Below are 24,701 nucleotides of genomic sequence, written 5' to 3'. Positions count from 1 at the left end.
GGATGTATCTCTGTCGGACTTACGACGACTGCGTCGCCGGACGCAGCCTCGCAGGCTCGGCAGCTGCTACAGACCGCGTTATTTAAGCGCCGGGTCACCCATGTTTATCTTCTTCCAGCCCTGCAACAGCACCTGCGCTTTTGGTTCCTGCCCATTGCCCAGGTAGTACTGGATCAACGTCAGCCGCGCATTGCGGTTGGTAGGCTGCACTTTGAGCAAGCGCTCCAGCACTTCGCAGGCCTCTTCAACCTTGCCGCTGTCATGCAACGCCACCGCCAGCACGTAGCTGTACTGGCCGTTCTGCGGTTCCAGTTGCGCGGCTTTGCGTAATGCCGACATGGCCTGGTCCGATTTGCCCGCACGTACCAGCGACAAGCCTTGGGTGTACTGCAACAGCGCGGCGTCCGGGTGGTCCTTCAAACCTTGTGCCAGCAGCGTCTGCGCCTCCTGGCGTTGGCCATTGGCTTCCAGCCATTGCACCAGCGCCACCAGCGCCGGGTAGAAATCCGGATCGCGCTTGAGGGCCGTGCGCAGGTACTTTTCGACCTCGTCATTGCGGCCGCTGGCCTGATAGAACATGCCTAGGTTGAGGTTGGCTTCGGCCCGTTCCAGGAGGCTCATCTGTGCCGCTTCATACTCGGCGATGGCCGCATTCCAGCTCGCCTGGGCGCTGCCCAAGCCCGTGCCGGCGACACTCAGCAGATCCCGGGCTGCGGCGATCCGCACAGTCATCACCGGGTCGGTCAGCAGCGGTGTCAACAGCGGCGCACGTTCGGGGGGCGGCAGGAGCGCGCTGATGGCCCTCACGGCACTTTCACGCACCTGTGGCGCCGGATTGCTCAGGTCTTTGGTGGCCAGTTTCAACGCCTGCTCACTCGGGTACAGCACCAGCTCGGCGAGTAAGGTTGCCCGCTGAATCGCCGGCAAATTACTGCGTTGCAGCTGCTCATACAAGGCTTGTGCGGCACCGGGCTGGCCGTTTCGAACCAGCCACAGGCTTTCGTCATAACGCGGGGCCTGCGCAGTGGGTGCGCCGCTCCAGAGCTTGAACTGCTCGGTGACCTTATCGCCGTCCTTGCCCGTGTGGCACGTGAGACAGGCGTCCGGCGTGCCGAGTTTTTTCGCCCGCTCCGGGTTCGGAATGCTGAAACTGTGGTCATGCCGGAAGTCATTGCCCATGTAGAACTTGCCGGGCATATGGCAATCCACGCACTGTGAACCCGGTTGGCCCATGGTGTGGCGAGTGTGCTCGATGGCGTCGTAGTTTTTCGCTTGCAGGCCTTTGCCATTGACACCTTCCACCGACGTTTTGCCCGCCGTGTTGTGGCATTGCAGGCAAACGCCGTTGCCCGGCGCCTTGAGCTCGTTGCTGTGCGGGTTATGGCAGTTGGTGCAGCGCACACCTTTGTCGAACATTTTGCTTTGGGCGAAGGAGCCGTGTTCGAACACTTCGTCCTTGATCTTGCCGTCCAGTGCATACAACTCGCGGGTCAGGGCGCTTGGCAGGTAGTCATCCATCAGGCGTTTGCCGGGGGTGTAGCCATCGCTCAGCGGTGCGCGGCGCGAATGGCAGCGGGCACAGGTCTCGAGTTCGACCGTCGCGTTCTTGTCCTTGAGGTCGACGGCAAAACCGGCATGAATCAAATCACCTTTTTTCGCCGTCCATTCCAGGTGATTGGACGCCGGGCCATGGCACGCCTGGCAGCCGACGCCGAGGCTGTTCCATTGGCTGTCGAAGGTGTTTTTGGCGGCATCGTAATTGCGTTTGTAGCCCGTGGTATGGCACTCGACGCACATGAAGTTGGCGTTCTGACTCGGCTTGCTCCAGTGCAACGGGTTCTTGAAGTTCACACCCTGGCCCGCATAGAGGTGGAACCAGTGGTGTTTTTCCGTATCCCAGGCGACGCCCAAGGGTTGCAAGCGACCTTCGCCGACCTCGATCAGGTATTGCTGCAACGGCGCGATGCCGAAGGTGTAAGCCACCTTGAAGTCGGCGTTCTTGCCGTCGATGCCCGGTGTGTTGACCCAGAAAGCGTCGCCCTTGCGCGAGAAAACGGTGGTTTCGTTTTCGCCTTTGAAGGTGACGTTATTGAAGTCGCCCAGCATTGTCTCGGCATTGGCTTCCTGCATTGCCAATTGGTGATGGGAGCCTTGCCAGTCTTTGACCTGCTCGCTGTGACAGCCTTGGCATTGTTGCTCATCGACCATCTTCGCCGGCGCCATCGCGACCGGTTGTGGTTTGGCCGGTTGCGTGACCGGGGCGTTGACAGGCACGGGTTTTAGCGGCGCCGGTGTGCTGTTGAACAAAAACCAGCCGATAGCAATGACCGCCAGCAGCAATGCGCTGATGGTCACGGGAAAAAGGTAACGATTGATCAGGTTCGGTTGCGAATCAGGGTTTGCTGCGTTGTTTTTATGCTTCGGCATTACGACTTCCGTAGTCCAGGTGCGTTTGCCTTAAGGCGCGCGATCAATCTGAGTGCAGCTTTGACGGATGCCGGGCATCTGTCAAATGACGGGTGTGAAATGATCCTTAAGTCTTACTCACCACCTCCCACAAACCAGCGGTAATACGGGTTGCCGCCATCGCCCATCATCACTTCACGGATATCCCGGGCCCAGGCCTCGCGATCACCGTCATACGCGTGCAGGCTCGCCCGATAAAACTGCATCAGGCGCTGTTGATGGACATTCATGCGCTCGGTGAACCCTGCATCGGCATTCAGCAGTGGCGCTGGCTGCCGCAAGTCCAGCAGGGCCGGTAGCACGCGGCTGATTTCCTTGGCGCGCACCCAAGGGGCGTATTCGATCCGTGGCTGATCATCGGTGACCGGCAGCGCATCGGCGGCGAAACGTTCCAGACCGGCGCGGTCGGTCACCCACGTGGCGAGCAACGCAGCGGCTGAACCGATGCCGACGTCCTGCAGGGTGCTGCGCACGCTTTCCTGCTGGAAGCGCTGGCTGATTTTCTCGGCATCCAGTTCGATAGGCTCCATCGAGCCTATCAGGAGCATTTCGTGGAACTCGCTGGTCCACAACGTCGCATAGGGGAAGACGTCGAGGAAGCTGCGCACCAGCGAGCGTGAATCGTCGATGTTCTGGGTCGGCAGCGGCAGCCATTGCGCGACCAGGCCTTTCTTCTCCAGACGACTGGCGGCCAATTGGTAGAAATCGCGCGAATACAGATTCACCACGCCGGCAGCGGAGGGCGGTGGCGGTTCGAGGGTAATCAAGTCGTAAAGCTGCGGGCTGCGCAGCAATTCCTGGCGACCGTCGCGCAGACGCACATCCACCGTCGGGTCGGCGGCGGCATTGAAGTTGCCTTTGAATAACGGTGCGGCTTTGACCACCGACGGTAGCAGTTCGGCGACCACGCGGTGTTCCAGCCCCGGATAGCGAGTCAGGGCGCCTGCGGTGATGCCAGTGCCAAAACCGATCACCAGCGCCGAGCGCGGTTCGCCGTTGTGGATCAGCAGCGGCAACAGTGCCTGAATCCGCATGTAGCGCAGCGAGGGCATTGCGTCGCCGGTGTTCGACACGCCCTGGATATACAAACGCTGGAAAGCCTTCTGCCCTTTGCCCTGGGTGACCACGGCCACCGTGCCGCCACGTCCTTCTTCATAGAATGCCAACGTGCCGTTGCGGGCGCCGGGCAGCAGGCTGGCCAGTTTGTCGGCCGGGGTGAAGATCGCCACGGCCACCGATAGCAGACCAATCACCACCACACCCTGACGCCGGCCTTTCTTGACGTGATGCCCCTTGCGCACCGCGAAATAGCCAATCCCGGCCGCGACAATCGCCAGCAGCCCCAAGGTGCGCACCAGCCCCAGTAACGGGATCAGCAGAAACCCGCAGAGCATCACGCCGACAATCCCGCCCAAGGTGTTGAACGCCACCACCGCGCCGACATCCCGACCGACCTGTTCAGGACCGACGCTCAAGCGCAGGGCCAACGGGAACGCCGCCCCCAGCAGCAGGGTCGGGACAAACACGATGCTCAGCGCCGCCACGGCAAACCGTGCGCTCATGCCCAGCAGTTCGCTGCCGCCCATGGCCAGCGCCACGATTTCGGCCTGGGATTGCAAAAACACCAGCCAGCGCCCGAGAAAGGCGACTTCCAGCAGTGCGACAAGACCGGCGCCGGCAATCAGCAAACCAAACACACCCCAGGGATCACGAAGGCGATCAACCCGACGGGCCAGCAGGGTGCTGCCGATGAACAAACCTGTGAGGTAGGTCGCCAACACCACGGCAAACGCGTAGGTACGGGTGCTCATGAATTGCACGATGGATTGCGACCAGACCACTTCGTAGCCCAGTGCCACACCGCCCGCGATGGAGTACAGCCACAGCGCCAGACGATCCGGGGCTTTTTGCGCGTGGTGTTTGACCGGGGCTTCGACCGGCGCCGGTCTCTGGCGTTGAAACCACAAGGCGCCGACGGCGGCCAGCAAGTTCAGCATCGCGGCGGCGAGGGCGCTGCCGCGCACGCCGAGGGTGGCGATCAGCACAAAAGCGGCGAGCAGGGTGCCGGCAATCGCGCCAGCGGTGTTTGCGGCATAGAGCTGACCGCCAGCCTTGCCCAGGTGTTGCGGGTCGCTGACCAACGAACGAACCAGCACCGGCAACGTGCCGCCCATCAACAGCGCGGGAATGCCCACCAGCGCAAACGGCAAGACCCATGCCGCCAGGCCGACGTGCTGTTCCAGCCAGGCGAATGGACTGGCGGCCATGCTCATCGCAAATGTCGCACCGACACCTAGCACCGCCACCAGCACTTCCAGCCCCGCATACAACAAGACCGGCTGCTGCAAGCGATCAGCCCAACGCCCGAACAGCAACCCACCCAAAGCCAATCCGGCAAAAAATGCACTGATGCCAGTGGTGATCGCATACACCTCGACGCCGACCACCAGCGACAACTGCTTGATCCACAGCACCTGGTACACCAGCGCAGCGGCGCCGGAGACGAACAGCAGCAGGGCAGGAATCAGCAGGGCCGGGGACGCGGCGCTGTGAGGGGCGGGTATGGCCGACGACTTGCTGGCGACACGTGAGGACATTGCGGGTTGCCTTGTGCAATTTCTGAAAGTGAACATTTGATCGTTCCCACGCTCTGCGTGGGAATGCAGCCCGGGACGCTCTGCGTCCCATACCGTAGCGGACGCGGAGCGTCCGTTGAGGCATTCCCACGCAGAGCGTGGGAACGATCGGGCTAAAAAATAAGTCCGCTCGCCGGTGAGGGCGAGCGGCGGTCGTGCGATCTTACTGTGCAGCCGGTGCAGCTTTCATTTTTTCAGCGATTTTTGCATCTACCGCAGCGCGGATCTGGTCAACACTGAAGCTGGCCGGTTTCTGGCTGGGTGGATACTCGATGAACGTCTGCAGGAAGGCGGCAGACTTGGTCACCGCTTGTGCGACCAGGTAGACGTTTTTGGTGGTCCAGTCGTAATACTGATCGGAAACCACGTCTGCGCGTTCATATGGGTCCATCCGCAGGTTGAAGATTTTTGGTACGCGCAAGCACACGAACGGTTCGCTCCAGACCTTGAAACCGCCTGGCTCGCGTTGTTCGCAGAACACCGCTTTCCAATTGCCGAAACGCATCGACACCAGCACGCCGTCGTCGTTGAAGTAGTAAAACTCCTTGCGCTCGCCTTTAGGCTGTTCGCCCGTCAGGTACGGCAGCTGGTTGTAGCCGTCCAGGTGCACTTTGAAGTTAGAACCGCCGGAAACCGGTGCCCAGCCCTTCAGCAGTTTGTCTTTCACACCGGTATCGCCAGCGGCAGCGAGCAGGGTCGGGAACCAGTCCATGCCCGAGAACAACTCGTTGGACACTTCACCAGCCTTGATCTTGCCCGGCCAGCGAATCATCGCCGGTACGCGGTAAGCGCCTTCCCAGTTGGAGTTCTTCTCGTTGCGGAACGGCGTGGTTGCCGCGTCTGGCCAGGAGAACTGGTTCGGGCCGTTGTCGGTGGCGTAGACGACGATGGTGTTGTCGGCGATTTTCAGGTCGTCGAGGGTTTTCAGCAGTTTGCCGACGTCGCCGTCGTGCTCCAGCATGCCGTCCGCATACTCGTTACCGGGCATGCCGCTCTGGCCCTTCATCGATTCGCGCACGTGGGTGAACAAGTGCATGCGGGTGGTGTTCATCCAGACGAAGAACGGTTTGTCCGCCTTGGCCTGTTTCTCGATGAACGCCTGGGCGGCGGCGGTGGTTTCGTCGTCGATGGTTTCCATGCGCTTGGTGGTCAAGGCGCCGGTGTCTTCGATCTTGCCGTCGGCGAAGCTGTGGATCACGCCGCGCGGGGAGTTGGCCTTGACGAACTCAGGGTCATCCTTGGGCCAGTACGGACGTTCAGGCTCTTCTTCGGCGTTGAGGTGGTACAGGTTGCCGAAGAACTCGTCGAAACCGTGGTTGGTCGGCAGGTACTCGTCCTTGTCGCCCAAGTGGTTCTTGCCGAACTGACCGGTCGCATAACCCTGGGACTTGAGTGCCTGGGCGATGGTGATGTCACGTTTTTGCAGACCGACTGTGGCCCCCGGCGCGCCGACTTTCGACAGACCGGTACGCAGTGGCGTCTGACCGGTAATGAACGACGACCGTCCTGCCGTGCAGCTGTTCTCCGCGTAATAGTCGGTGAACATCATGCCTTCCTTGGCAATCCGGTCGATGTTTGGGGTTTTGTAGCCGACCACGCCCATCGAATAAGCACTGATGTTGGTCTGGCCGATGTCGTCGCCGAAGATCACGAGAATGTTTGGTTTTTCAGCAGCCCCGGCAGTTGCCGAAATCGCCATGACCGAGGCTGCCACCAGGGCGAGTTTCGGTAGCCACTTGTGTATGCGAGTCATCTGACTTGCTCCTTTTTGCTCACTTGCGTCGCCTGATGCGACAAACGTTTATTGCGGTCCTGCGTTAAGCTTTTTTACTGCTGTTGCTCGGGGGTGGCGGAATCGTACGGGTAGATCCGGCGCCATTCGGCGGCCATGTCCACGACCGTCCAGCCACGGGAATTTGCTTCGTCCAGCGCCTTGTCCAAACGGCCGATGTCTGACTTGCGGTCATAGGCCCATTCGCGTTTGGCGTCGGTGTGATGCACCAGGCCCATGAATCGTTTGCCGCTGCCCGCGGCGGTCCATTGCAGCATCTGCAAGTCGCCGTCGGAGTTGCCGAAGGCGAAGATCGGCCGCTTGCCGATGACCGCGTCTATGCTTTCCGGTTTGCCTGGGCCGTCGTCGTAGTGGGCCAGTTTCGGGGTGCGCAGGATCGAGGTGTTGCCGTCCTTGTACTGGAAGGCTGTGACAAACGTCGTACCGATGACCTGCTCTGGCGGGATGCCGTAGACCTTATCTGCGAAGGCGCGCATGAACCCGGTGTCGCCACCGGAAACGATGTAGGGCGTGAAGTCCTGGCCGCGCAGGTAGTCGAGCAGTTCCAGCATTGGCTGGAACACCATCTCGGTGTACAACTTGCCGGTCTTCGGATGCTTGGCCTGAGTCAGCCAGGTCTTGGCGTAGTCATCGAAGGCTTCGCTGGTCATGCCGGTGTGGGTCGCACCGAAAATTTTCATCAGGCCTTCCAGGCCGGAAGCCGCCAGCGCCTTGTGATCGTTTTCCAGTACGGCCTGGAATGGCTGGGTGGTTTTCCATTCCGGGTGTTGCGGTGCGGTGCGCTTGACCTCTTCGAGGGCAAACAGCAGTTCGAAGTACATCGGCTGCTCACTCCACAAGGTGCCGTCGTTGTCGAACACCGCGATGCGGTCTTCAGGTTTGACGAAGTCCTTGCTGGATGGGTCGGTGACAGTCTGGACAAACTCGATGATGTGTTTCTTCGACGGGCCGTCGTTCCACGAGGGCAGCGGTTCGGCGGCTTGAGCGAGCAACGGTAGGGCCAGCGCGAACAGCAGTGTCAGCCCGAAGCGGTGACGTATTGATAGCGGGTTCGTCATGGAAAATCCTTTTTTTGAGCAGGGTTTAATGGGCGCAACGCTGAAGTGGCTTTGGTATGGCGCTGTTCAGCCTGACTATGCAGCGTAGCCAAGGAACGCTTGAGTTCGCGTAACGCTTGTTCTTCGGTAGGCGCGCGGCCGTAGCAGGCGCGCAAGAAATCCTGCAGTCGAGCGCTGAGCGGGCTCAATTTCAAGCCCAGGTGGCTGCGTCTGAGCCACAGGTACAAGGCGCTCAGTTGAGCGGGCTTGCCGTCGATTTGTCGCGGAACCTGCCGCCAAGCGTAGTCGGCGGACTCCAGCCACGCTGCATGCCGGGCTTGGCGGCGGGCCTGTGCAGCGAGGTAGGCGCGATGCACGAACGGACGGGCGAACCAGACAAACAGCACCACCCCGATCAGCAGCGCCGAAAGCCTCAGCCAGTGCCCGGAAAGATGCACGCGACTTTGCTGGCCGAGTTTTTTCAGGTCGTCTGCAATCGAGAAAACCGGTGTGTAAGCGCTGTTGGCCGTAGCCTCAAAGGTGACGGCCGGGACTTGCGCGGTGCGGGTTTGCTGGCTGCTGGCATCCCACCATTTCAGCTCGATGGCCGGCAGGCTGTAACGGCCTTCGGTGTCAATGCGGTAGGTCACGGTGTCGATGCGCTGGCCACCGTTGAAGTTGCCTCGGCCATCATCCAGATTGCTGATGTGCGGGCTCTTCGGGTAACGGCTCAACCCGCTGATATCGCCCATTGTTGGTGCCGGCAGCGACATGGCCATGGCGTTGTCAGCCTGCAAGGTCAGCTGGCGGGTGATGCTGTCGCCAACCTTCAATGGCGTCGCCGAGTTGACGGTTTTTTGCGTGAAGCGCAAACCTTGCGCCACCAGCACCGGTTCGCCGGGTTCGAACCCCGGTGGTTGCGCGGCAGTGAAGTGCAACGGCTGGCTTTGCGCGCTCAGCGGGGCGCTGGCCTGGCCCGGTGTCGCCTGCACGGTCAGCGGTGGGATGTCGAAACCCTGGGCCAGATTCGGGGTGATCCGGTAGGTGTAGCGCATGCCGTTGAAGGATTTACCGTCGAGGCTCTGATTGATGTGTTCGGCGTGGCCGTCCGGTGGCAGCACCAGGGCGCCCGTCAGTTTCAGGTCGGGCAGGGTCGGAGCGCTGGTGAACCAGCTGTCGGTGAGGACGTCGAGTTGCAGTTCCACAAGGCCGCCGACCATGACTGAGGTGGCGGGTTGCAGGTGGGTCTGGACTCGGAGGTCGGGTTCTGCGGCCAGGGTGGCGGTGGTGAGCAGGCAGAGGATCAGGCCAGTGAGTTTGATGGCGACTGGGCGGGCGCTATCGCGAGCAGGCTCGCTCCCACAGGGGATTTGTGGGGTGCGCGGAATTAATGTGGGAGCCAGCCTGCTGGCGATGTCCGCGACTCGGTTCATGGTTTAGCCCCCGCCTGATCCTGCAAACTGAATTTCTGCATGAGGAACTTCGCCGGCGAAGTGCTCAGGTTCTGCAACCACACCTCATCCGATGCGGCCTGTTCGGTCTGCACCGGTTTGCTCTGGCCCTTGCCCGGTGCCTTGTCCATTTTGATTTCGTCAGGTTTGACCTCGGGCGTGTTTTGCTCGGCGCTGTCGGTGTCTTTCTGCAACGCGATCGCCAACGCCAGGTTGGCCGTGGCCTCTGGGAATTGCGGTTGTAGCTTCAGTGCCTGGGTATACGCGACAATCGCCTGATCAAACTTGAAGCGGCGTACGTAAATATTGCCCAGGTAGAAATACGCCTGCGGCGTTTCCAGTCGGGCGAAACTGGCCAGTGCCAGGTCGAAATCCGCCGCGTTATAGGCGGCGATGCCTTTCCAGTACGGATCGACAAAATGTGCGGCAGCCTGGGGGAAGTGCTGGTGTTCGAAGGCCCAACGGCCTTGCTGGTCGGGGGTGAAAAAGGCATTGGTCAGGGCGTTGGCTTCGGCGCTGGTTGGCTGAAAGCCGATGCCCGATGCCAGCAACAAACCGGCCATCCAGTTCAGGCTCCAGCCCTTGCGCACGCTGAAGAATGCGAGCAGCAGCAATGGCCAGCACAACCAGTAACCGGTGTCTTTCCAGTGCAACTCACGCTGTTCATCGCTGGCACTCTGGAAATGCTGCTGAGCATGCAGTTCAACCCAGTCCAGATCGTCGTTATTCAGCGTCAGGCTGCCCAGTGGCGCGTCCACGGCTGAAGCCAGTTGCTTGAGCGCTGCCTGATCAAAACTGCCGAGCACTGGTCGACCGTTGCTGTCTGTGCGTGGTTGGCCGCTGGCGTCGTGGAGGACGCCGCCATCCTCGCTGCCGACCGCGAGGATCAGCACTTGCAGAGTGCTGTCCTGCAGTTGCTTGTCGAGCCCGGTGAGTTGCGCAGTGTCGGCACCGTCGGTGATCAGCAACAGCGTGCCCGGGGTTTTCTCGGCCGCCAGCAGGTGTTTGGCTTGCTCAATGACTGCGCCGACGTTTTTGCCTTGTCTGGCGATCAGGTCGGTGCTCAGGGCTTGAATGAACGTATCCAGCAAGGCCGGATCATCGGTGGGCGGCAACACCAGGTGCGCACTGCCGGCGTAGGCGATCAGCGCGTTGCGCGCACCGGCGCGGCGCTGGATCAGGTCGTGCAGCTTGTGCTTGGCCGCTTCCAGACGACTCGGCGGCACGTCGTTGGCGTCCATTGACGGCGACAGGTCGATGGCGATGATCAGCGGCGCACGGTTTTCCAGGAAGTCCGGGCGATCCTGTTCCCAGGTCGGGCCGGCGGCGGCGACAGCGCCCAGAATCAACACGGCGCAGACCAGATGCACCGGCCTGAAGCGTTGTTGATCCTGCGGGGTGATCAGCAAATGCGGGAGCAAGTGCTCGGCAATGTTGCTGCGCAAGCGCCGTTGCAAGTCGCGGCTGCGGCGCCAGAGTATCGGCAGCAAGGCGCCGAACGGCACGAGTAATAGCCAGAGCGGGCGCAGGAAGTGGAAGTCGCTGAAATTGATCTCCATCTCAAGCCTCCTGCCGCTGACGCGCGAGTGTCAGGTGCGGGCGGAGCAGGGCGCCCAGGTGATACAGCGCCAGCAGGCCGATGGCGGTACCGAGCGGCCACCAGAACAAGTCTTTCTTCGGTTGATGGCTGAGGGTTTTCACCTGATGCGGGGTCAGCTTGTCGAGGGTGCTGTAGACCTGATCCAGCGCCGTGCGGTCCTCGGCGCGGAAGAACYTGCCGCCGGTGGCTTCGGCGATCTGTTGCAAGCCTTGCAGGTTGACCTTGGCTTCGCCGTCGGCAGTCGGGTCGCCGATGCCGATGGTGTGAATCACCACGCCTTTGGCGGCGGCCATTTGTGCCGCGTGGTCCGGGGTGATGGCGCTGCTGGTGTCGTTGCCGTCGGTTAGCAGGATCACCACTTTCTCTGGCTCGTGGGCTTGGTCGAGCAGTTTCAGGCTCAAGCCAATCGCATCGCCGATGGCGGTGTTAGGGCCGGCCATGCCGATGCCGGTGTCGTCCAGCAGCAGCGACAGACTGGCGTGATCCAGGGTCAATGGCGCTTGCGGATAGGCGCCGCTGCCAAACACGATCAGGCCCAGGCGATCATCCTTACGCTTGTCGATGAAGCCATGCACCACTTCCTTGACCGCTGCCAGACGGTTGATCTTCTGACCATTGGCGTCGGTGAAATCGGTGGTTTCCATGGATTGGGAAATGTCGATGGCGAGCATCAGGTCACGCACCGGTTGTTGGCGTTCGATGGGTTTTTCGACGAACACCGGGCGCGCGGCGGCCAGCAATATCAGCGCCCAGACCAACAGGTTCAAGGCGAGCTGCCATCGATTATTGCGCGTGCCGGCCTGGCGCGGCGCTTGACCGACCGCGCGGCTCATGGCGCTGAAAAACGGCACACGCACGGCGCTGCGGGCTTCGCGGTAAACGGGCAGGAAACGGTAGCCGAGCCACGGCAATGGCAACAGGAGCAACAGCCACGGGTAATCAAGCTGCCACATGATGACGCTCCACCCAGAGTTTGCAGGTGTTGAACAGTTGCTCGCGTTTGTCGGTTGGCAACGCGAGGAGCGTGGCATCGGGTGCATAGGCCAACTGGGCCAGTTGCTGACTGAAGTCGGCGGGTAGCCGCTCCGCACTGTGCCGCACCAAAAACGCCTGCCAGTCCTCCCCCCCAAGCGCACCCACATCCCCCTGTAGGAGCTGGCTTGTCAGCGAAGGCGTCCGATCAGCCGATATCAATGTTGAATGTGAGGGCCTCTTCGCCGGCAAGCCAGCTCCTACAGGGATTGCATTCCAAGGCGCGGGCATTGAGAGGGCTACTCGTTTGAGCAGCTTGGGGAGTTCGCGCATGGCGCTGAGTTGATCGGTGCTGTTTTGTAATTCAGCCAACCGCACCAACGCCTCTCGCCGATACCGGTCCCGCCGCCACTGCCAATACCGTCTTGCGCTGATCAGTAAAACAGCGATCATCAGCAAACCAAGCAACACCCACCACCCCCACGTCTGCGGTGCATAGCTGACCGGCGCCGGCAGGGCGATTTCCTTGAGTTGATCGATGCTCGGAATATTCGGGTTCATCGCTGACCTCTGCCGAGTTCGGCCCGCAGTTGTTCCTGTGCATCGGTCGCGGTGCTGAACATCATCAATGGCACCTGGCTGCGACGCAGCAGGGTGGCGACATCCTTGAGTCGGCCGCTGAGGAAGTCACCCAACGGTTGGTGCACGCTGCGCTGCTCGATGGCCAGTTCCACCTGCAACCGCCCTTGGGTGATCAGCAAGCGGCCATTCTTCGGCAGGTTCAGCGCCAAGGGGTCGTACACCTGCATGGCAATCACATCGTTGTGCGCCGCCAGTTGCCGCATCAATTGCAACGTGCGCTCACCGGCACCGGCAAAGTCGCTGACGATGCAGATCAAATGATCGTGCCCGGCCAGTGCCAGGCAATGCTGCAACACCTTGTCGAGCTGGTCTTCGCCTTCGGCGTCGGGGTTGGCGGCGTTGAGTTGCTGGTTCTGCTCGGCAATCCGGCTGCACAACGCTTCGATGCGTTTGCGACTGCGCAGCGGGGCGATGCTGTCGATGCGTGAGTCGTTGAACACCAGACCGCCCACTCGGTCGCCCGCGTTAAAGGTCATCCACGCCGCCAGCGCGCCCAGTTCGGCAGCGATGGCCGATTTGAAACTGCGTTGCGAGCCGAAGAACATCGACATGCGCTGGTCCACCAGAATCAACGCCGGGCGATCACGCTCTTCGGTGAAGGTGCGCACCACCGGTTTGCCAGTGCGCAGCGAGGCGCGCCAGTCGAGGTGACGCAGGTCGTCCCCCGGCTGGTAGCGGCGCAACTCGTCGAAATTCAGCCCACGACCGCGCAGCCGCGAGGCATGGTTGCCGGCGAGGATGCTGCCTTGCGGCTGCCGCGCCAGAAAACTCAAGTCGCGGGCCTTGAACTCCAGCGCCATCAAGTGCGCGAGAGAGACATAGACCAGGCCGTCGGTGCTTTCCATATTCAACCTCAGGCCGGGATCGCAACCTTGTCGAGCAGGCGATCCAGCACCTGATCCGCCGTCACACCGTCCGCCACGGCGTCGTAGCTCAGTTGCAAGCGGTGACGCAACACCGGATGGACCACGGCGCGCACGTTGTCCGGCGAAACGAAGTCCTGCCCTTGCAGCCAGGCATCGGCGCGGGCGCAACGGTCCAGACCAATGCCGCCGCGAGGACTGGCGCCAATGGCGATCCAGCGGCCCAGATCGGCGTCGTAATCGGCCGGGTGACGCGTGGCATTGATCAGGTCAATCAGGTAACTGTCGATGGCCGGGGACACGTGAATCGCGCTGACTTCGCGACGCGCGGCGAAGATCACCTCCTGCGACAACGCGAAGCCCTGGATCGGCGCGGTCTTGGCGCCCAAGGCCTGTTCTTCGTCTCGCAGCAGGCGCAGCACCTGGCTCTCATTTTCCGTGCTTGGATAATCAAGCAGGACCTTCATCAAAAACCGGTCCATCTGCGCTTCCGGCAGGGGATAGGTACCTTCCTGTTCAATCGGGTTCTGCGTCGCGACCACAATGAACAACTCCGGCAGCACATGGCTGTTGCCGGCCACGGTGATTTGCCGCTCTTCCATGGCTTCCAGCAACGCGGCCTGGACCTTGGCCGGGGCGCGGTTGATTTCGTCCGCCAGGATCAGGTTGCCGAACAACGGGCCAGGCTGGAACTGGATCTGGTTCCTGTCGTCGATCTGGTGCAACACCTCAGCGCCGGTGATGTCCGACGGCAGCAGGTCAGGGGTGAACTGGATGCGGCTCATTTTTGCGTCCAGGTGCTTGGCCAGCGCCTTCACCGTGCGGGTCTTGGCCAGCCCCGGCAAGCTTTCCAGGAGCAAATGCCCGTTGGCCAGCAGCCCGAGCAGAATCTGCCGGATCACTTGATCCTGTCCCAGCACGCTTTCGGCGATGCTGGCTTGCAGGGCATTGAGGTCATTGAGTGCAGTCATGGCTGATCCTTGAGTCAAAACATGAACGTCGGAATGACGGGAATGAACGACAAACGAAAATTCCAGCGGCTGCTGATCAGGTCGTCCGGGTGAATGGCCGAGTATTGAATCTCCCCGGAAATCCGCACCGGCATCTTGCCAAAATTGAAGATCCGTCCGGCGCCGAGGCCAATCGGGAAGGTCACCTTGTTGCCGCCTTCAGCCTTCCAGTTGACGGTGACGTTGGGCGTCATGCCGATCCGCCATTGCTCGGGGCCCGGGATGCTGCGCTGGATGAAGTACTGGATGTTGCTCAGGCTCACGTCCTTGCGGTTGCTGTCGCCAGCGACCGACCACCAGTGTTGCGGGAACAACGCGAGGGTCCAGTCTTCGCCCAGGTACGCCGCGACAAACGCAGGCCCCAGGGAGTATTTACCGGTGCCGAGCACGTCTTCTTCGGCGGTCGGGAACATGACGGTCGGGCCGACGCCCCAGACCATCTTGCCACCGCCCTCCAGGCGCACCGGTGCCTTTGGCGAGAACACGCCGACGTAGGTCAGGTCACCGAAACCGCTGGTGCGGTCAAACGGGTCGTGCACCACGGATTCAAAATCCCCGCGGTCGCTCAAGATGTCGCTGGGACCCATGCCGATCAAGTTGCCGGCCTTGTGGTTGACCGGGGCGCCGATGTAGCTGATCGGTATGCGGTTGATCAGGTTCCAATCCTCACCGATGGAAACCGGAAAGGTCGGCATGAAGCTGTACTTGGCCAACATGCGCGTGCCATTGCTGTTCGGGCCTTTGAGCGCGGTGTAGTCGACCTGGTTGAACAGCAGCACCAGATTGCCCACCGGGTTGTCCATCAGCTTGGCGATCTGCTCGGTGGACGGATCGCAACCGGCTGCCACGACCTTTTTCAGGTCGATGTCGAAGTCCTGTTGCAAGCGGTGGCAGGTCTCTGCATCACCCTTGGCTACAACGGGTTGCACGGGTGTGCTGCCGATAGTCGGCAAGTCGCCGCTGGCGAAAGTGAAACCGCTGAACAGCATGCTGCATAAAGTCAGCTTGGAACCGCTGGCCATCCTTGGGAACTCCTTAGAAAAACGCTAACGTCAGGTTGACGCTGACACCGTTGCCTTCAGGGCGGTTTTTGGTGTCGAACTCCGGCACCCAGCGGGCGTTGATGCTCGCTTGGGCATCGTTGAACTTGCCGGCCCAGCCGATCGTCGGGCCGGCCCCTACCGAGCGGCCGCGGAAGCCGCTGGTGGCACCACTGCCCGAGTCATCGGTGACCTGCTGGATGTAGCCCGCCACCATGCCGGCATTCCAGCCGTTGCCGAAACCGTGGGTCCACAGCGCATCGAGGGTGAAAATGTTGCCGTCCTGATAGTCCGTGGCCTGGTTCTCGGTGTAGATCTCCAACCCGCTGGACAGGGTGAACTCGCCACCCTTGCCGTCCAGATGGGTGAAGGCCACGGTCGGCATGAAGGTGTATACATTCTGGCCAGCGTTGGCCAGGCGATTGTCGTTGTAGGCACCGGTTGGTACATAAATGGGCAGCGAGAACGAGAAATGGTTGACCTCGTCGACGTGGTAACCCGCCGCAATCGGCGTCACCAGCATGTCGGCGAACTGGGTCGCGGTGTCATTGGTTCCCAGGGTATTGCCACGGGGACCTTTGACGCTGGCGGTGATGTCGGTGTACTGCACCGGCACGCCGATGGCCGAGGCGTAGTTCCAACTGCCCTTGCCGGTGTCCCAGACATGGGTGAAGTTGGCCATGGTGTAGGACACTTTAACGTCCAGCCCGGTACTGATGGCGCCGGCGATCGGCACTTCAGCTTTGCCCTTGAGTTCGCCGTCGTACCAGATGCTGGTCAGGGACATCACCCAACCCGGTTCCGGCGGCACGATCCCGGCGTTGGTAAACACCTGCTGCCCGGTGATCGGCCGCCCGACACCGCCCTCGGCCGCGAGGGTCAACGGGCTTGCGCCGACGACACACAGCGCCAGTAAAGGACGTACTACAAAAGGCCTGACCATGACTGACTCCGCTTACTGTTGTGGTGAATTGACCGGCGTCAGCAGCGGCATTTTCCATTGGCCGCTGGTGACTTCCGGTTTTGGCAGGTACAAGCGCAAGATCCCGTAGAACGGACCTTTCGGCGCTGGCAGCCAGTTGTTTTGCAGCTCTTTGGCCGGTGCCTTGTTCTGCACGTACAGGGTCAGGCCGCCGTCAGCATCAAGCTTGAGGTCGGGCAGCATCCGCGAGTTGATCAGGTAACGATTCAGCGGGTTGGCCACCAGCAACTTGGTCTTGTCGTCGTACATCGTCAGCGACCAGAACGCGTCGGCCGGGGGCAGGGCGCCCTTGTCGAAATGCAGGGTGTAATCGTGTTTCGAGGCGTCGACCGGTTGGCCGTCCTTGTCGACGAAATAACCGATGTAATTCGCTTCTTCGGCGGAGTTGCCAAAGATCCCCATGTTGGCGCCAGCGTAGCGGTACAGGTAATTGCCTTTCAGGTGATCGCGGGTACCAAAGAGGTCGCCGCTGGTGACCTGATGAGTGTCGACCTTGTCCTTCTTGAACTGCGCGAACTCAGCCTTGGCGTCGCTGATACCGTCTTCCAGTGCCTGGCGCTGCTCAGCGGTGAGTTCCTGCAGCTGAAATGGCTTGCCGGCTTCGATGCCGATCCTGGCGAAGCGGGCGAGCAGGTCTTTTTCCGCGTCCTGCGTCGGTGCGAACGCCAGCATGAAGTTCAGGTAGCGGAACAGGTCCGGGGTGTCGCTCATGGTCGGTGTCGGTTTTGGCCAGTCAATCTTCGGCGCCGCCGGGGGGGATTTCTGTTTGTCGTAGTGGCTCAAGGTTTCGACCTTGTAGCCTTTCTGGATCTGCTTGACCTTGGTCAGGTCCTTTTCATCGAACAATTGTGTGCGATACAGCGCGTAGGCAATGTTGCTTTCGCTGCGCACCAGGCGGTCAATTTCCAGCGGTTGCTGACCTTGCCAGTTCGGCCCGGCGATCATGAAGTGACCACCGTTGTTACCCGTGCTGCGGGTGCCCAGGTACGCAAAGTTCTGCGTGTACGCATCAATCAGTTGCACCGAGTAATAACGGTGTTCTTCGATGGGCGGCAGGGTCAACACCAACGGTTCGGCGCGCAAATCCATCCAGACAAACGAGTAGGGCGTATCGGCGTTTGGCGTGACGAAGGCAGTGTCCTTGGCGGTGAACGCTTTGGCGGTGTTGCCGATCTGGTTCAACGGTGCCTTGAAGTTCGGGCTCTTTTTATCGATGGCCTGGGTGTAGAGCGTCTTGTACATCTCCACCACCGGGAAGCCGTAGAGGTAGGCTTCCTTGGCGATGCCCCGGGCTTCTTCGGGTGTGGCGGTGAAGTCGGCCCAGGCGCTGGTGCTCAGGGTCAACGCTCCACAACTGACAAACAGTGACACCAGGCTGAAACCGGTCGTGCGAATTGCACCGTGCATACAAAATCCTTATGTACCGAAAGTGACGTTGATCCCGGCGAACAGGGTGAACTGCGGCACGCCATCACCTTTGCGTTCAACCGTCCACTGCGGCTCGATGAATGCGTTAAGAATATTGGTTCCGGACTTCCACACTTTGCCGCCACCGAAACCGATCGGGATGTAGTGGGTGTTGTTTTTCAGATCGAATGTCCAGATACCCGTCGAGCGCAAGTACCAGCCCTTGTCCAGGTTGTGCATGAGGAAGGGTTGCAGCGTTGCGGTTTCGACATGCGCGCGGTCGTGGTCGCCCGCGAAAGAGCTTTGATACTGCACCAACGCACCCAGCAGGCCGCGAGGAGAGGMGTCGATGGCAACCGCCGCCAGGCCTGCCTGCCACTTGCCGGTGCCCAACTCATCCTGTTCGGCAGTGGGCGCGGTAATTTGCGGGCCAATGCCCAACTGCACGCCTTCGGTCTTGAGTATGAAGATGTCAAACAGGTTCAAATCGCCAATGCCAGTGCTGTAGCCGCTGTGGGGATCGGGGCGGGTGCTGATCGGCAGGGTCGCGCGCAGCAGTTGTGGAGCACCTATAAAGTCATTCGGTGCCATCGGCAAGGTGCCGCGCAGCAGAGCGTCGTTGGTGTGGACGTTGGTGTCGTAAAGCTTGGGGGTGTAGTAATCCTGAAGGTTGGCGCCAGGGGCCAGGCTCAGCGGGTTGTTACTTTTGTTCGCCACGTCGGCGTTATCGGCGAACGCGCAAACGACAGGCGCAATCCATGCCGCCATCAGCAACAAAGCGTTTTTTTCCATAGTTACTGACATGATTCCCCGATTCCCTGGTGGCACATTAGACGACTCGGCACTTCCGGCCGTTATGCGTAGTCTTTTTCCGAACTCTTTGTATGAAAGAGTGAAGCTAGTAGCTAACCATGACTTAACAAATGAGGGAATAAATTATTTCGGTTTATGTGCAAATAGCTCGATATTTTATGTACTAAAAAGTTAATACGAATCATGGAGTTAGTTACTAAACCTGATATTCAGTTGAAACCTGTGGGAGCGAGCAGGCTCGCTCCCACATTAAGGTAGTGCTCAGTGTTTTTTCGCCTGTGCGCGAATCCGCTCTTCCTGTTCCCGCAGTTCGGGGGTGAACTCGGCCCCGAAATCCTCTGCCTCGAACACCTGGCGAATCTCGATTTCAGCCTCGGTGCCCGGCATCGGGTTGGGGCATCGCTTGACCCAGTCGATCGCTTCTTCTTTCGACTTCACCTGCCATATCCAGTAACCGGCAATCAGCTCCTTGGTTTCGGCAAACGGGCCGTCGATAACGGTGCGTTTGTCCCCGGAAAAACGCACGCGCGTGCCTTTGCTGGTGGGGTGCAGGCCTTCGCCGTCGATCATGATGCCGGCCTTGACCAGTTCTTCGTTGTAGTTGCCCATGGCCGTCAGCAGTTCTTTGCTGGGCATCACGCCGGCTTCGGAATCCTGGCTGGCTTTGACGATGATCATGAATCGCATGGTGTTATCTCCGCTGGAGGTGGGGGGATTCACTACATGGTCGAATGGCGACGGGCCAAATCGACAACACTTCACGATTTGTATCTGGTCATAGGTCACCGGGCCATTTCGTGGTTAACTTTGGGCTCTTCGAGATTCTTTACATCAACGTTCAGAAGGACTCCGTTCATGGCTCAAGTCACCCTTAAAGGCAACCCGGTTCAAGTCACCGGCCAACTGCCACAAGCCGGTTCCAAGGCGCCAGCCTTTTCCCTGGTTGCCGGCAATCTGTCCGACGTGACCCTGGCGAACTTCGCTGGCAAGCGCAAAGTGCTGAACATCTTCCCAAGCATTGACACCCCGACCTGCGCGACTTCGGTTCGCAAGTTCAACGCCCAGGCCAATGATGTCGCCAACACCGTTGTGCTGTGCATCTCCGCTGACCTGCCATTCGCCCAGGCACGCTTCTGCGGCGCCGAAGGCCTGGAAAACGTACAGAACCTGTCGACCCTGCGCGGTGCCGAGTTCATCGAGAACTACGGCGTTGCCATCGCTGACGGCCCACTCAAAGGCCTGACTGCTCGTGCAGTCGTGGTACTGGACGAAAACGACAACGTGCTGCACAGCGAACTGGTCAGCGAAATTGGCCAGGAACCGAACTACGACGCAGCACTTTCCGTTCTGAAATAAGCATACCTTTACAATTGTTAACGGCCTGGCCCTCTCCAGGCCGTTTTCATTTGTGATTCAGTGTCTTGGCTAAATAACCTGATACGTAAGCCGAAGGTAAATTGCCGGTAAATCCGCTTTGCTTAATGCCCGCCAGTGCTTATCGTTCAGCCTCATGTAAAACAAGCCCACGCGCCCAATGGTTGATCATTCAATGCAATCCACCGCTTCCCGTAGTCCTCGTCGCTGGCTGCTCGGCCTGCTTGTCCTGTTGGTCATCGCTGGCGTTTGCTGGAAATACTGGCCCACCGGTGCTGCTCACACGGAGGGTGCCGGGCAGAAAGCCGTGGCCGGGCGTAACGGCAAGGCGGGGGGGATGCGCCCGGGTTTCGGCGGGGCGACCGGCCCGGTGCCCGTGCGCGTGGCGCCTGCGTTCAAGGGTGACTTCCCGCTGTACTACAAGGCGCTCGGCACCGTCACCGCACTGAACACCATTAATGTGCGCAGCCGGGTGGGCGGTGAACTGATCAAGATTTCCTTTGAAGAAGGGCAGATGGTCAAGGCTGGCGATTTGCTGGCTGAAATCGACCCGCGTCCCTACCAGAACGCCTTGCTCCAGGCTGAGGGCACGTTGCTGCAGAATCAGGCGCAACTGAAAAACGCCCAGGTCGATGTCGATCGTTATCGCGGGTTGTTCAAGGAAGACAGCATCGCCAAGCAGACCCTGGACACCGCCGAAGCCTTGGTCGGTCAGTACCTGGGCACCGTCAAGACCAATCAGGCGGCGGTCAACGACGCCAGGCTCAATCTCGAATTCACCAAGATCCGTGCACCGATTGCCGGGCGTGTCGGCCTGCGTCAGCTCGACGTTGGCAACCTGGTCGCCGCCAACGACACCACGGCGCTGGCGATCATCACCCAGACCCAGCCAATCAGCGTGGCCTTCACCTTGCCGGAAAACAGCCTCGACGTGGTGTTGGCCCGCTATCGCACCGGCGCCAAACTGCCCGCCGAAGCCTGGGACCGTAGCGACACCAAATTGCAGGCCACTGGCGTGTTGCAGAGCCTGGACAACCAGATCGACGTCACCACCGGCACCCTGAAATTCAAGGCGCGCTACGAGAACCGTGATCAATCACTGTTCCCCAATCAGTTCGTCAACGTCCATTTGCTGGCCGACACCCTCAAGGGCGTGGTGCTCGCGCCGTCGGCGGCGATTCAGTACGGCACCAACGGCACCTTCGTCTATGCGCTGGACGGCGACAAGAAGGTCACGATCCGTCAGTTGAAAGTCGGCGCCAGCGACGGGCTCAACACCGTGGTCACCGAAGGCCTGGCCCCCGGGGATCGAGTGGTGCTGGAAGGCACCGACCGCTTGAAGGAAGGCAGCGAAGTCGAAGTGGTCAATGACCCAAAGGACGTCCCGGCTACCCCGACCGGGCACCTGCAAGGTAAATCGGCGGCGAACGCCACTGAGCCGGCGGCCGCCGACAAGGCGAAAAAGGGCGGCGCATGAACATCTCGCGGCTGTTTATTCTTCGCCCGGTCGCCACGACCCTGAGCATGCTGGCCATTGTGCTGGCCGGTTTGATCGCCTATCGGTTGCTGCCGGTGTCGGCGTTGCCTCAGGTCGATTACCCGACCATTCGCGTCATGACCCTCTATCCCGGCGCCAGCCCGGATGTCATGACCAGTGCAGTTACTGCGCCACTGGAGCGTCAGTTCGGGCAAATGCCCGGCCTGACCCAGATGGCGTCGACCAGTTCCGGCGGTGCGTCGGTGCTGACCCTGCGTTTCAGCCTCGACATCAACATGGACGTCGCCGAGCAGCAGGTGCAAGCCGCGATCAACGCCGCGACCAACTTGCTGCCCAAGGACTTGCCAGCGCCACCGGTGTACAACAAGGTCAATCCGGCGGACACCCCGGTGCTGACCCTGGCGATTACCTCGAAAACCATGTTGTTGCCCAAGCTCAATGACCTGGTCGACACGCGCATGGCGCAGAAAATCGCCCAGATCAGCGGCGTCGGCATGGTCAGCATTGCCGGTGGCCAGCGCCAGGCGGTGCGGATCAAGGTCAATCCCGAGGCCCTGGCGGCCAACGGTTTGAATCTGTCGGATGTGCGCACACTGATCGGCGCCTCCAACGTCAACCAGCCCAAAGGCAACTTTGACGGCCCGACCCGGGTGTCGATGCTCGATGCAAACGATCAACTGACCTCGCCAGAGGACTATGCCAATCTGATCCTGGCTTACGCCAACGGCGCACCGTTGCGGCTCAAGGATGTCGCGGAAATCGTCGACGGCGCCGAAAACGAGCGTCTGGCGGCATGGGCCAATGAAAACCAGGCGGTCCTGCTGAACATTCAGCGTCAGCCGGGGGCCAACGTGATTGAAGTGGTCGACCGGATCAAGGCGTTGCTGCCGAGCATCACCGACAATCTGCCGGCGGGCCTCGACGTCACCGTACTCACCGACCGCACCCAGACCATTCGCGCCTCGGTCAAGGACGTGCAGCATGAATTGCTGATAGCCATTGCGTTGGTGGTCATGGTCACGTTCCTGTTTCTGCGCCGCGCCAGCGCCACGATCATTCCGTCGATTGCCGTGCCGTTGTCGTTGATCGGCACGTTCGGCGTGATGTACCTCGCCGATTTCTCGGTGAATAACCTGACCCTGATGGCCCTGACCATCGCCACCGGTTTTGTGGTGGACGATGCGATCGTGATGCTGGAGAACATCTCCCGGTTTATTGAAGAGGGCGACAGCCCGCTGAATGCGGCACTCAAGGGCGCCAAGCAAATTGGTTTCACCCTGATTTCCCTGACCCTGTCGCTGATCGCAGTATTGATTCCGTTGTTGTTCATGGCTGACGTGGTGGGACGTTTGTTCCGCGAATTCGCGATCACGCTGGCGGTGGCCATCCTGATTTCGCTGGTGGTGTCCCTGACCCTGACGCCGATGATGTGCGCACGGTTACTCAAACGTGAGCCCAAGGAAAAAGAGCAGGGACGTTTCTACCGCGCCAGCGGTGCAGTGATTGACGGGATGATCGCCGCCTACGGGCGCAAATTGCAGTGGGTGCTCAAGCACCAGCCGCTGACGTTGCTGGTGGCGGTCGGCACGTTGGTGTTGACGGTGGTTCTGTACATGGCGGTGCCCAAGGGCTTCTTTCCGGTGCAGGACACCGGGGTGATCCAGGGTATTTCCGAAGCGCCGCAGTCGATCTCCTTCGCGGCGATGAGCGAGCGTCAGCAAGAGCTGGCCAAGGTGATCCTCGCCGACCCGGCGGTGGAAAGCCTGTCATCCTACATTGGTGTGGACGGTGACAACTCGACACTGAACAGCGGGCGTCTGCTGATAAACCTCAAATCCCACAGCAACCGTGACCTGAGCGCCACCGAAGTCATTGCCCGCCTGCAACCGGAGCTGGACAAGCTGGTCGGCATTCGGCTGTTCATGCAGCCGGTGCAGGACCTGACCATCGAAGACYGTGTCAGCCGCACGCAATACCAGTTCAGCATGTCGTCGCCAGACGCGGAACTGCTGAGCCTGTGGAGCAATCGTCTGGTCRACGCGCTGGCTCAGCAGCCGGAACTGACCGACGTTGCCAGCGATTTGCAGGACAAGGGCTTGCAGGTCTATCTGGTGATCGACCGCGATGCTGCTTCACGGGTCGGGGTATCGGTGTCGAACATTACCGATGCGCTGTACGACGCGTTCGGTCAGCGGCAGATTTCGACCATCTACACCCAGGCCAGTCAGTACCGTGTGGTCCTGCAATCGCAGTCCGGGGAGAAGATCGGCCTGGATGCGCTGAATCAGATTCACGTGAAAACCACTGACGGCGGGCAAGTACGCCTGTCGAGCCTGGCACACATCGAGGAGCGTCAGGCGCAACTGGCAATCACCCACATCGGCCAGTTCCCGGCGGTGATGATGTCCTTCAACCTTGCGCCGGGTGTGGCGCTGGGGCATGCGGTCGAGATCATCGATCAGGTGCAGAAAGACATCGGCATGCCAATTGGTGTGCAGACCCAGTTCCAGGGCGCGGCCGAAGCTTTCCAGGCATCGCTGTCGAGCACCTTGCTGCTGATTCTGGCGGCGGTGGTGACCATGTATATCGTGCTCGGCGTGCTGTACGAGAGCTACATTCACCCGATCACCATTCTATCGACCTTGCCCTCGGCGGCGGTCGGCGCATTACTGGCGTTGATCCTGAGCGGCAATGACCTGGGCATGATCGCGATCATTGGCATCATTTTGCTGATCGGTATCGTGAAAAAGAACGCGATCATGATGATCGACTTCGCCCTCGACGCAGAGCGCAATCAGGGCATAGACCCGGAAACGGCGATCTATCAAGCCGCATTGCTGCGCTTCCGGCCGATTCTGATGACCACCCTGGCCGCGTTGTTCGGCGCCGTGCCGCTGATGCTGGCCACCGGTTCCGGCGCGGAATTGCGTCAACCGCTGGGGCTGGTGATGGTTGGCGGTTTGCTCCTGAGCCAGGTGCTGACCTTGTTCACCACGCCCGTCATCTACCTGTACTTCGACCGCCTCGGGCGGCGATGGGCCAAGTCCGGCGTGGGAGAGGCGGTGTGAACGCAGCTATAAGTTTCAAGCTACAAGCTGCAAGGGAACAGCAGGGACGG

Annotated in this window: 18 protein-coding genes; 3 read left to right on the top strand and 15 right to left on the bottom strand. The window is 60.5% G+C overall.

Features of this window, described 5'->3' with window-relative positions:
- Positions 1–78: 78 nt before the first annotated feature.
- The 15 genes from AC1DSG_RS02240 to AC1DSG_RS02170 form a co-directional block, all read right to left on the bottom strand.
- Positions 79–2,427, bottom strand: a complete 2,349-nt coding sequence (locus AC1DSG_RS02240; protein WP_477789393.1) for a tetratricopeptide repeat protein — start codon at positions 2,425–2,427, stop codon at positions 79–81.
- A gap of 113 nt (positions 2,428–2,540) precedes the next feature.
- On the bottom strand, positions 2,541–5,063 hold the full coding sequence (locus AC1DSG_RS02235; protein WP_477789392.1) for a fused MFS/spermidine synthase: 2,523 nt from the start codon (positions 5,061–5,063) through the stop codon (positions 2,541–2,543).
- Between the two features lie 202 nt (positions 5,064–5,265).
- Entirely contained in the window at positions 5,266–6,855 is a 1,590-nt protein-coding gene (locus AC1DSG_RS02230; protein WP_477789391.1) for an arylsulfatase, read from the bottom strand.
- A 74-nt stretch (positions 6,856–6,929) separates the two neighbouring features.
- Positions 6,930–7,952, bottom strand: a complete 1,023-nt coding sequence (locus tag AC1DSG_RS02225) for an HAD family hydrolase (RefSeq protein WP_477789390.1) — start codon at positions 7,950–7,952, stop codon at positions 6,930–6,932.
- Entirely contained in the window at positions 7,949–9,364 is a 1,416-nt protein-coding gene (locus AC1DSG_RS02220; protein ID WP_477789389.1) for a BatD family protein, read from the bottom strand. The genes AC1DSG_RS02225 and AC1DSG_RS02220 overlap by 4 nt, the downstream gene beginning before the upstream one ends.
- Positions 9,361–10,941, bottom strand: coding sequence for a VWA domain-containing protein (locus tag AC1DSG_RS02215; RefSeq protein ID WP_477789388.1), 1,581 nt, complete (start codon positions 10,939–10,941; stop codon positions 9,361–9,363). Before AC1DSG_RS02215 ends, AC1DSG_RS02220 begins: the two co-directional genes overlap by 4 nt.
- 1 nt (position 10,942) lies before the next feature.
- Positions 10,943–11,935 (bottom strand): vWA domain-containing protein, encoded by a 993-nt coding sequence (locus AC1DSG_RS02210; protein WP_477789387.1) that lies wholly within the window; start codon positions 11,933–11,935, stop codon positions 10,943–10,945.
- The gene (locus AC1DSG_RS02205) at positions 11,922–12,515 is read right to left on the bottom strand and encodes a DUF4381 domain-containing protein (RefSeq protein ID WP_477789386.1); all 594 of its coding nucleotides are present in this window, start codon (positions 12,513–12,515) and stop codon (positions 11,922–11,924) included. Before AC1DSG_RS02205 ends, AC1DSG_RS02210 begins: the two co-directional genes overlap by 14 nt.
- Positions 12,512–13,441, bottom strand: a complete 930-nt coding sequence (locus tag AC1DSG_RS02200; RefSeq protein WP_477789385.1) for a DUF58 domain-containing protein — start codon at positions 13,439–13,441, stop codon at positions 12,512–12,514. The genes AC1DSG_RS02205 and AC1DSG_RS02200 overlap by 4 nt, the downstream gene beginning before the upstream one ends.
- 8 nt (positions 13,442–13,449) lie before the next feature.
- The gene (locus AC1DSG_RS02195; RefSeq protein ID WP_477789384.1) at positions 13,450–14,430 is read right to left on the bottom strand and encodes an AAA family ATPase; all 981 of its coding nucleotides are present in this window, start codon (positions 14,428–14,430) and stop codon (positions 13,450–13,452) included.
- A gap of 14 nt (positions 14,431–14,444) precedes the next feature.
- On the bottom strand, positions 14,445–15,491 hold the full coding sequence (locus tag AC1DSG_RS02190; protein WP_477789383.1) for a hypothetical protein: 1,047 nt from the start codon (positions 15,489–15,491) through the stop codon (positions 14,445–14,447).
- Positions 15,492–15,504: 13 nt separating this feature from the next.
- Positions 15,505–16,452, bottom strand: a complete 948-nt coding sequence (locus AC1DSG_RS02185; protein WP_477789382.1) for a SphA family protein — start codon at positions 16,450–16,452, stop codon at positions 15,505–15,507.
- Between the two features lie 12 nt (positions 16,453–16,464).
- Positions 16,465–17,898 carry a DUF1254 domain-containing protein gene (locus AC1DSG_RS02180; protein ID WP_477789381.1) on the bottom strand — a complete coding sequence of 478 codons (1,434 nt, stop codon included), beginning with the start codon at positions 17,896–17,898 and terminating at the stop codon, positions 16,465–16,467.
- Between the two features lie 9 nt (positions 17,899–17,907).
- Positions 17,908–18,690, bottom strand: coding sequence for a hypothetical protein (locus tag AC1DSG_RS02175; protein ID WP_477789394.1), 783 nt, complete (start codon positions 18,688–18,690; stop codon positions 17,908–17,910).
- Between the two features lie 282 nt (positions 18,691–18,972).
- Positions 18,973–19,398: a YciI family protein gene (locus AC1DSG_RS02170; protein ID WP_477789380.1), complete on the bottom strand. Its 426-nt coding sequence runs from the start codon at positions 19,396–19,398 to the stop codon at positions 18,973–18,975.
- 168 nt (positions 19,399–19,566) lie between these two features.
- On the opposite strand from AC1DSG_RS02170, the gene tpx reads away from it, so the two are divergent.
- The 3 genes from tpx (at position 19,567) to AC1DSG_RS02155 (ending at position 24,651) form a co-directional block, all read left to right on the top strand.
- Positions 19,567–20,067, top strand: coding sequence for a thiol peroxidase (gene tpx, locus AC1DSG_RS02165; RefSeq protein WP_477789379.1), 501 nt, complete (start codon positions 19,567–19,569; stop codon positions 20,065–20,067).
- Positions 20,068–20,245: 178 nt separating this feature from the next.
- Positions 20,246–21,562: an MdtA/MuxA family multidrug efflux RND transporter periplasmic adaptor subunit gene (locus AC1DSG_RS02160; protein ID WP_477789378.1), complete on the top strand. Its 1,317-nt coding sequence runs from the start codon at positions 20,246–20,248 to the stop codon at positions 21,560–21,562.
- A complete protein-coding gene (locus AC1DSG_RS02155; protein WP_477789377.1) occupies positions 21,559–24,651 on the top strand; it encodes an MdtB/MuxB family multidrug efflux RND transporter permease subunit in 3,093 nt (1,030 codons plus the stop codon). The genes AC1DSG_RS02160 and AC1DSG_RS02155 overlap by 4 nt, the downstream gene beginning before the upstream one ends.
- The last annotated feature ends 50 nt before the right edge of the window (positions 24,652–24,701 follow it).

The organism is Pseudomonas sp. P5_A12, assembly GCF_056400685.1.
This window is presented reverse-complemented; position numbering and strand designations above follow the sequence as displayed.

Excerpts from the sequence above, each read along its gene's own strand:
- AC1DSG_RS02240 (WP_477789393.1), bottom strand. The coding sequence starts at position 2,427 with ATGCCGAAGCATAAAAACAACGCAGCAAACCCTGATTCGCAACCGAAC.
- AC1DSG_RS02235 (WP_477789392.1), bottom strand. The coding sequence starts at position 5,063 with ATGTCCTCACGTGTCGCCAGCAAGTCGTCGGCCATACCCGCCCCTCAC.
- AC1DSG_RS02230 (WP_477789391.1), bottom strand. The coding sequence starts at position 6,855 with ATGACTCGCATACACAAGTGGCTACCGAAACTCGCCCTGGTGGCAGCC.
- AC1DSG_RS02225 (WP_477789390.1), bottom strand. The coding sequence starts at position 7,952 with ATGACGAACCCGCTATCAATACGTCACCGCTTCGGGCTGACACTGCTG.
- AC1DSG_RS02220 (WP_477789389.1), bottom strand. The coding sequence starts at position 9,364 with ATGAACCGAGTCGCGGACATCGCCAGCAGGCTGGCTCCCACATTAATT.
- AC1DSG_RS02215 (WP_477789388.1), bottom strand. The coding sequence starts at position 10,941 with ATGGAGATCAATTTCAGCGACTTCCACTTCCTGCGCCCGCTCTGGCTA.
- AC1DSG_RS02205 (WP_477789386.1), bottom strand. The coding sequence starts at position 12,515 with ATGAACCCGAATATTCCGAGCATCGATCAACTCAAGGAAATCGCCCTG.
- AC1DSG_RS02200 (WP_477789385.1), bottom strand. The coding sequence starts at position 13,441 with ATGGAAAGCACCGACGGCCTGGTCTATGTCTCTCTCGCGCACTTGATG.
- AC1DSG_RS02195 (WP_477789384.1), bottom strand. The coding sequence starts at position 14,430 with ATGACTGCACTCAATGACCTCAATGCCCTGCAAGCCAGCATCGCCGAA.
- AC1DSG_RS02190 (WP_477789383.1), bottom strand. The coding sequence starts at position 15,491 with ATGGCCAGCGGTTCCAAGCTGACTTTATGCAGCATGCTGTTCAGCGGT.
- AC1DSG_RS02185 (WP_477789382.1), bottom strand. The coding sequence starts at position 16,452 with ATGGTCAGGCCTTTTGTAGTACGTCCTTTACTGGCGCTGTGTGTCGTC.
- AC1DSG_RS02180 (WP_477789381.1), bottom strand. The coding sequence starts at position 17,898 with ATGCACGGTGCAATTCGCACGACCGGTTTCAGCCTGGTGTCACTGTTT.
- AC1DSG_RS02170 (WP_477789380.1), bottom strand. The coding sequence starts at position 19,398 with ATGCGATTCATGATCATCGTCAAAGCCAGCCAGGATTCCGAAGCCGGC.
- tpx (WP_477789379.1), top strand. The coding sequence starts at position 19,567 with ATGGCTCAAGTCACCCTTAAAGGCAACCCGGTTCAAGTCACCGGCCAA.
- AC1DSG_RS02160 (WP_477789378.1), top strand. The coding sequence starts at position 20,246 with ATGGTTGATCATTCAATGCAATCCACCGCTTCCCGTAGTCCTCGTCGC.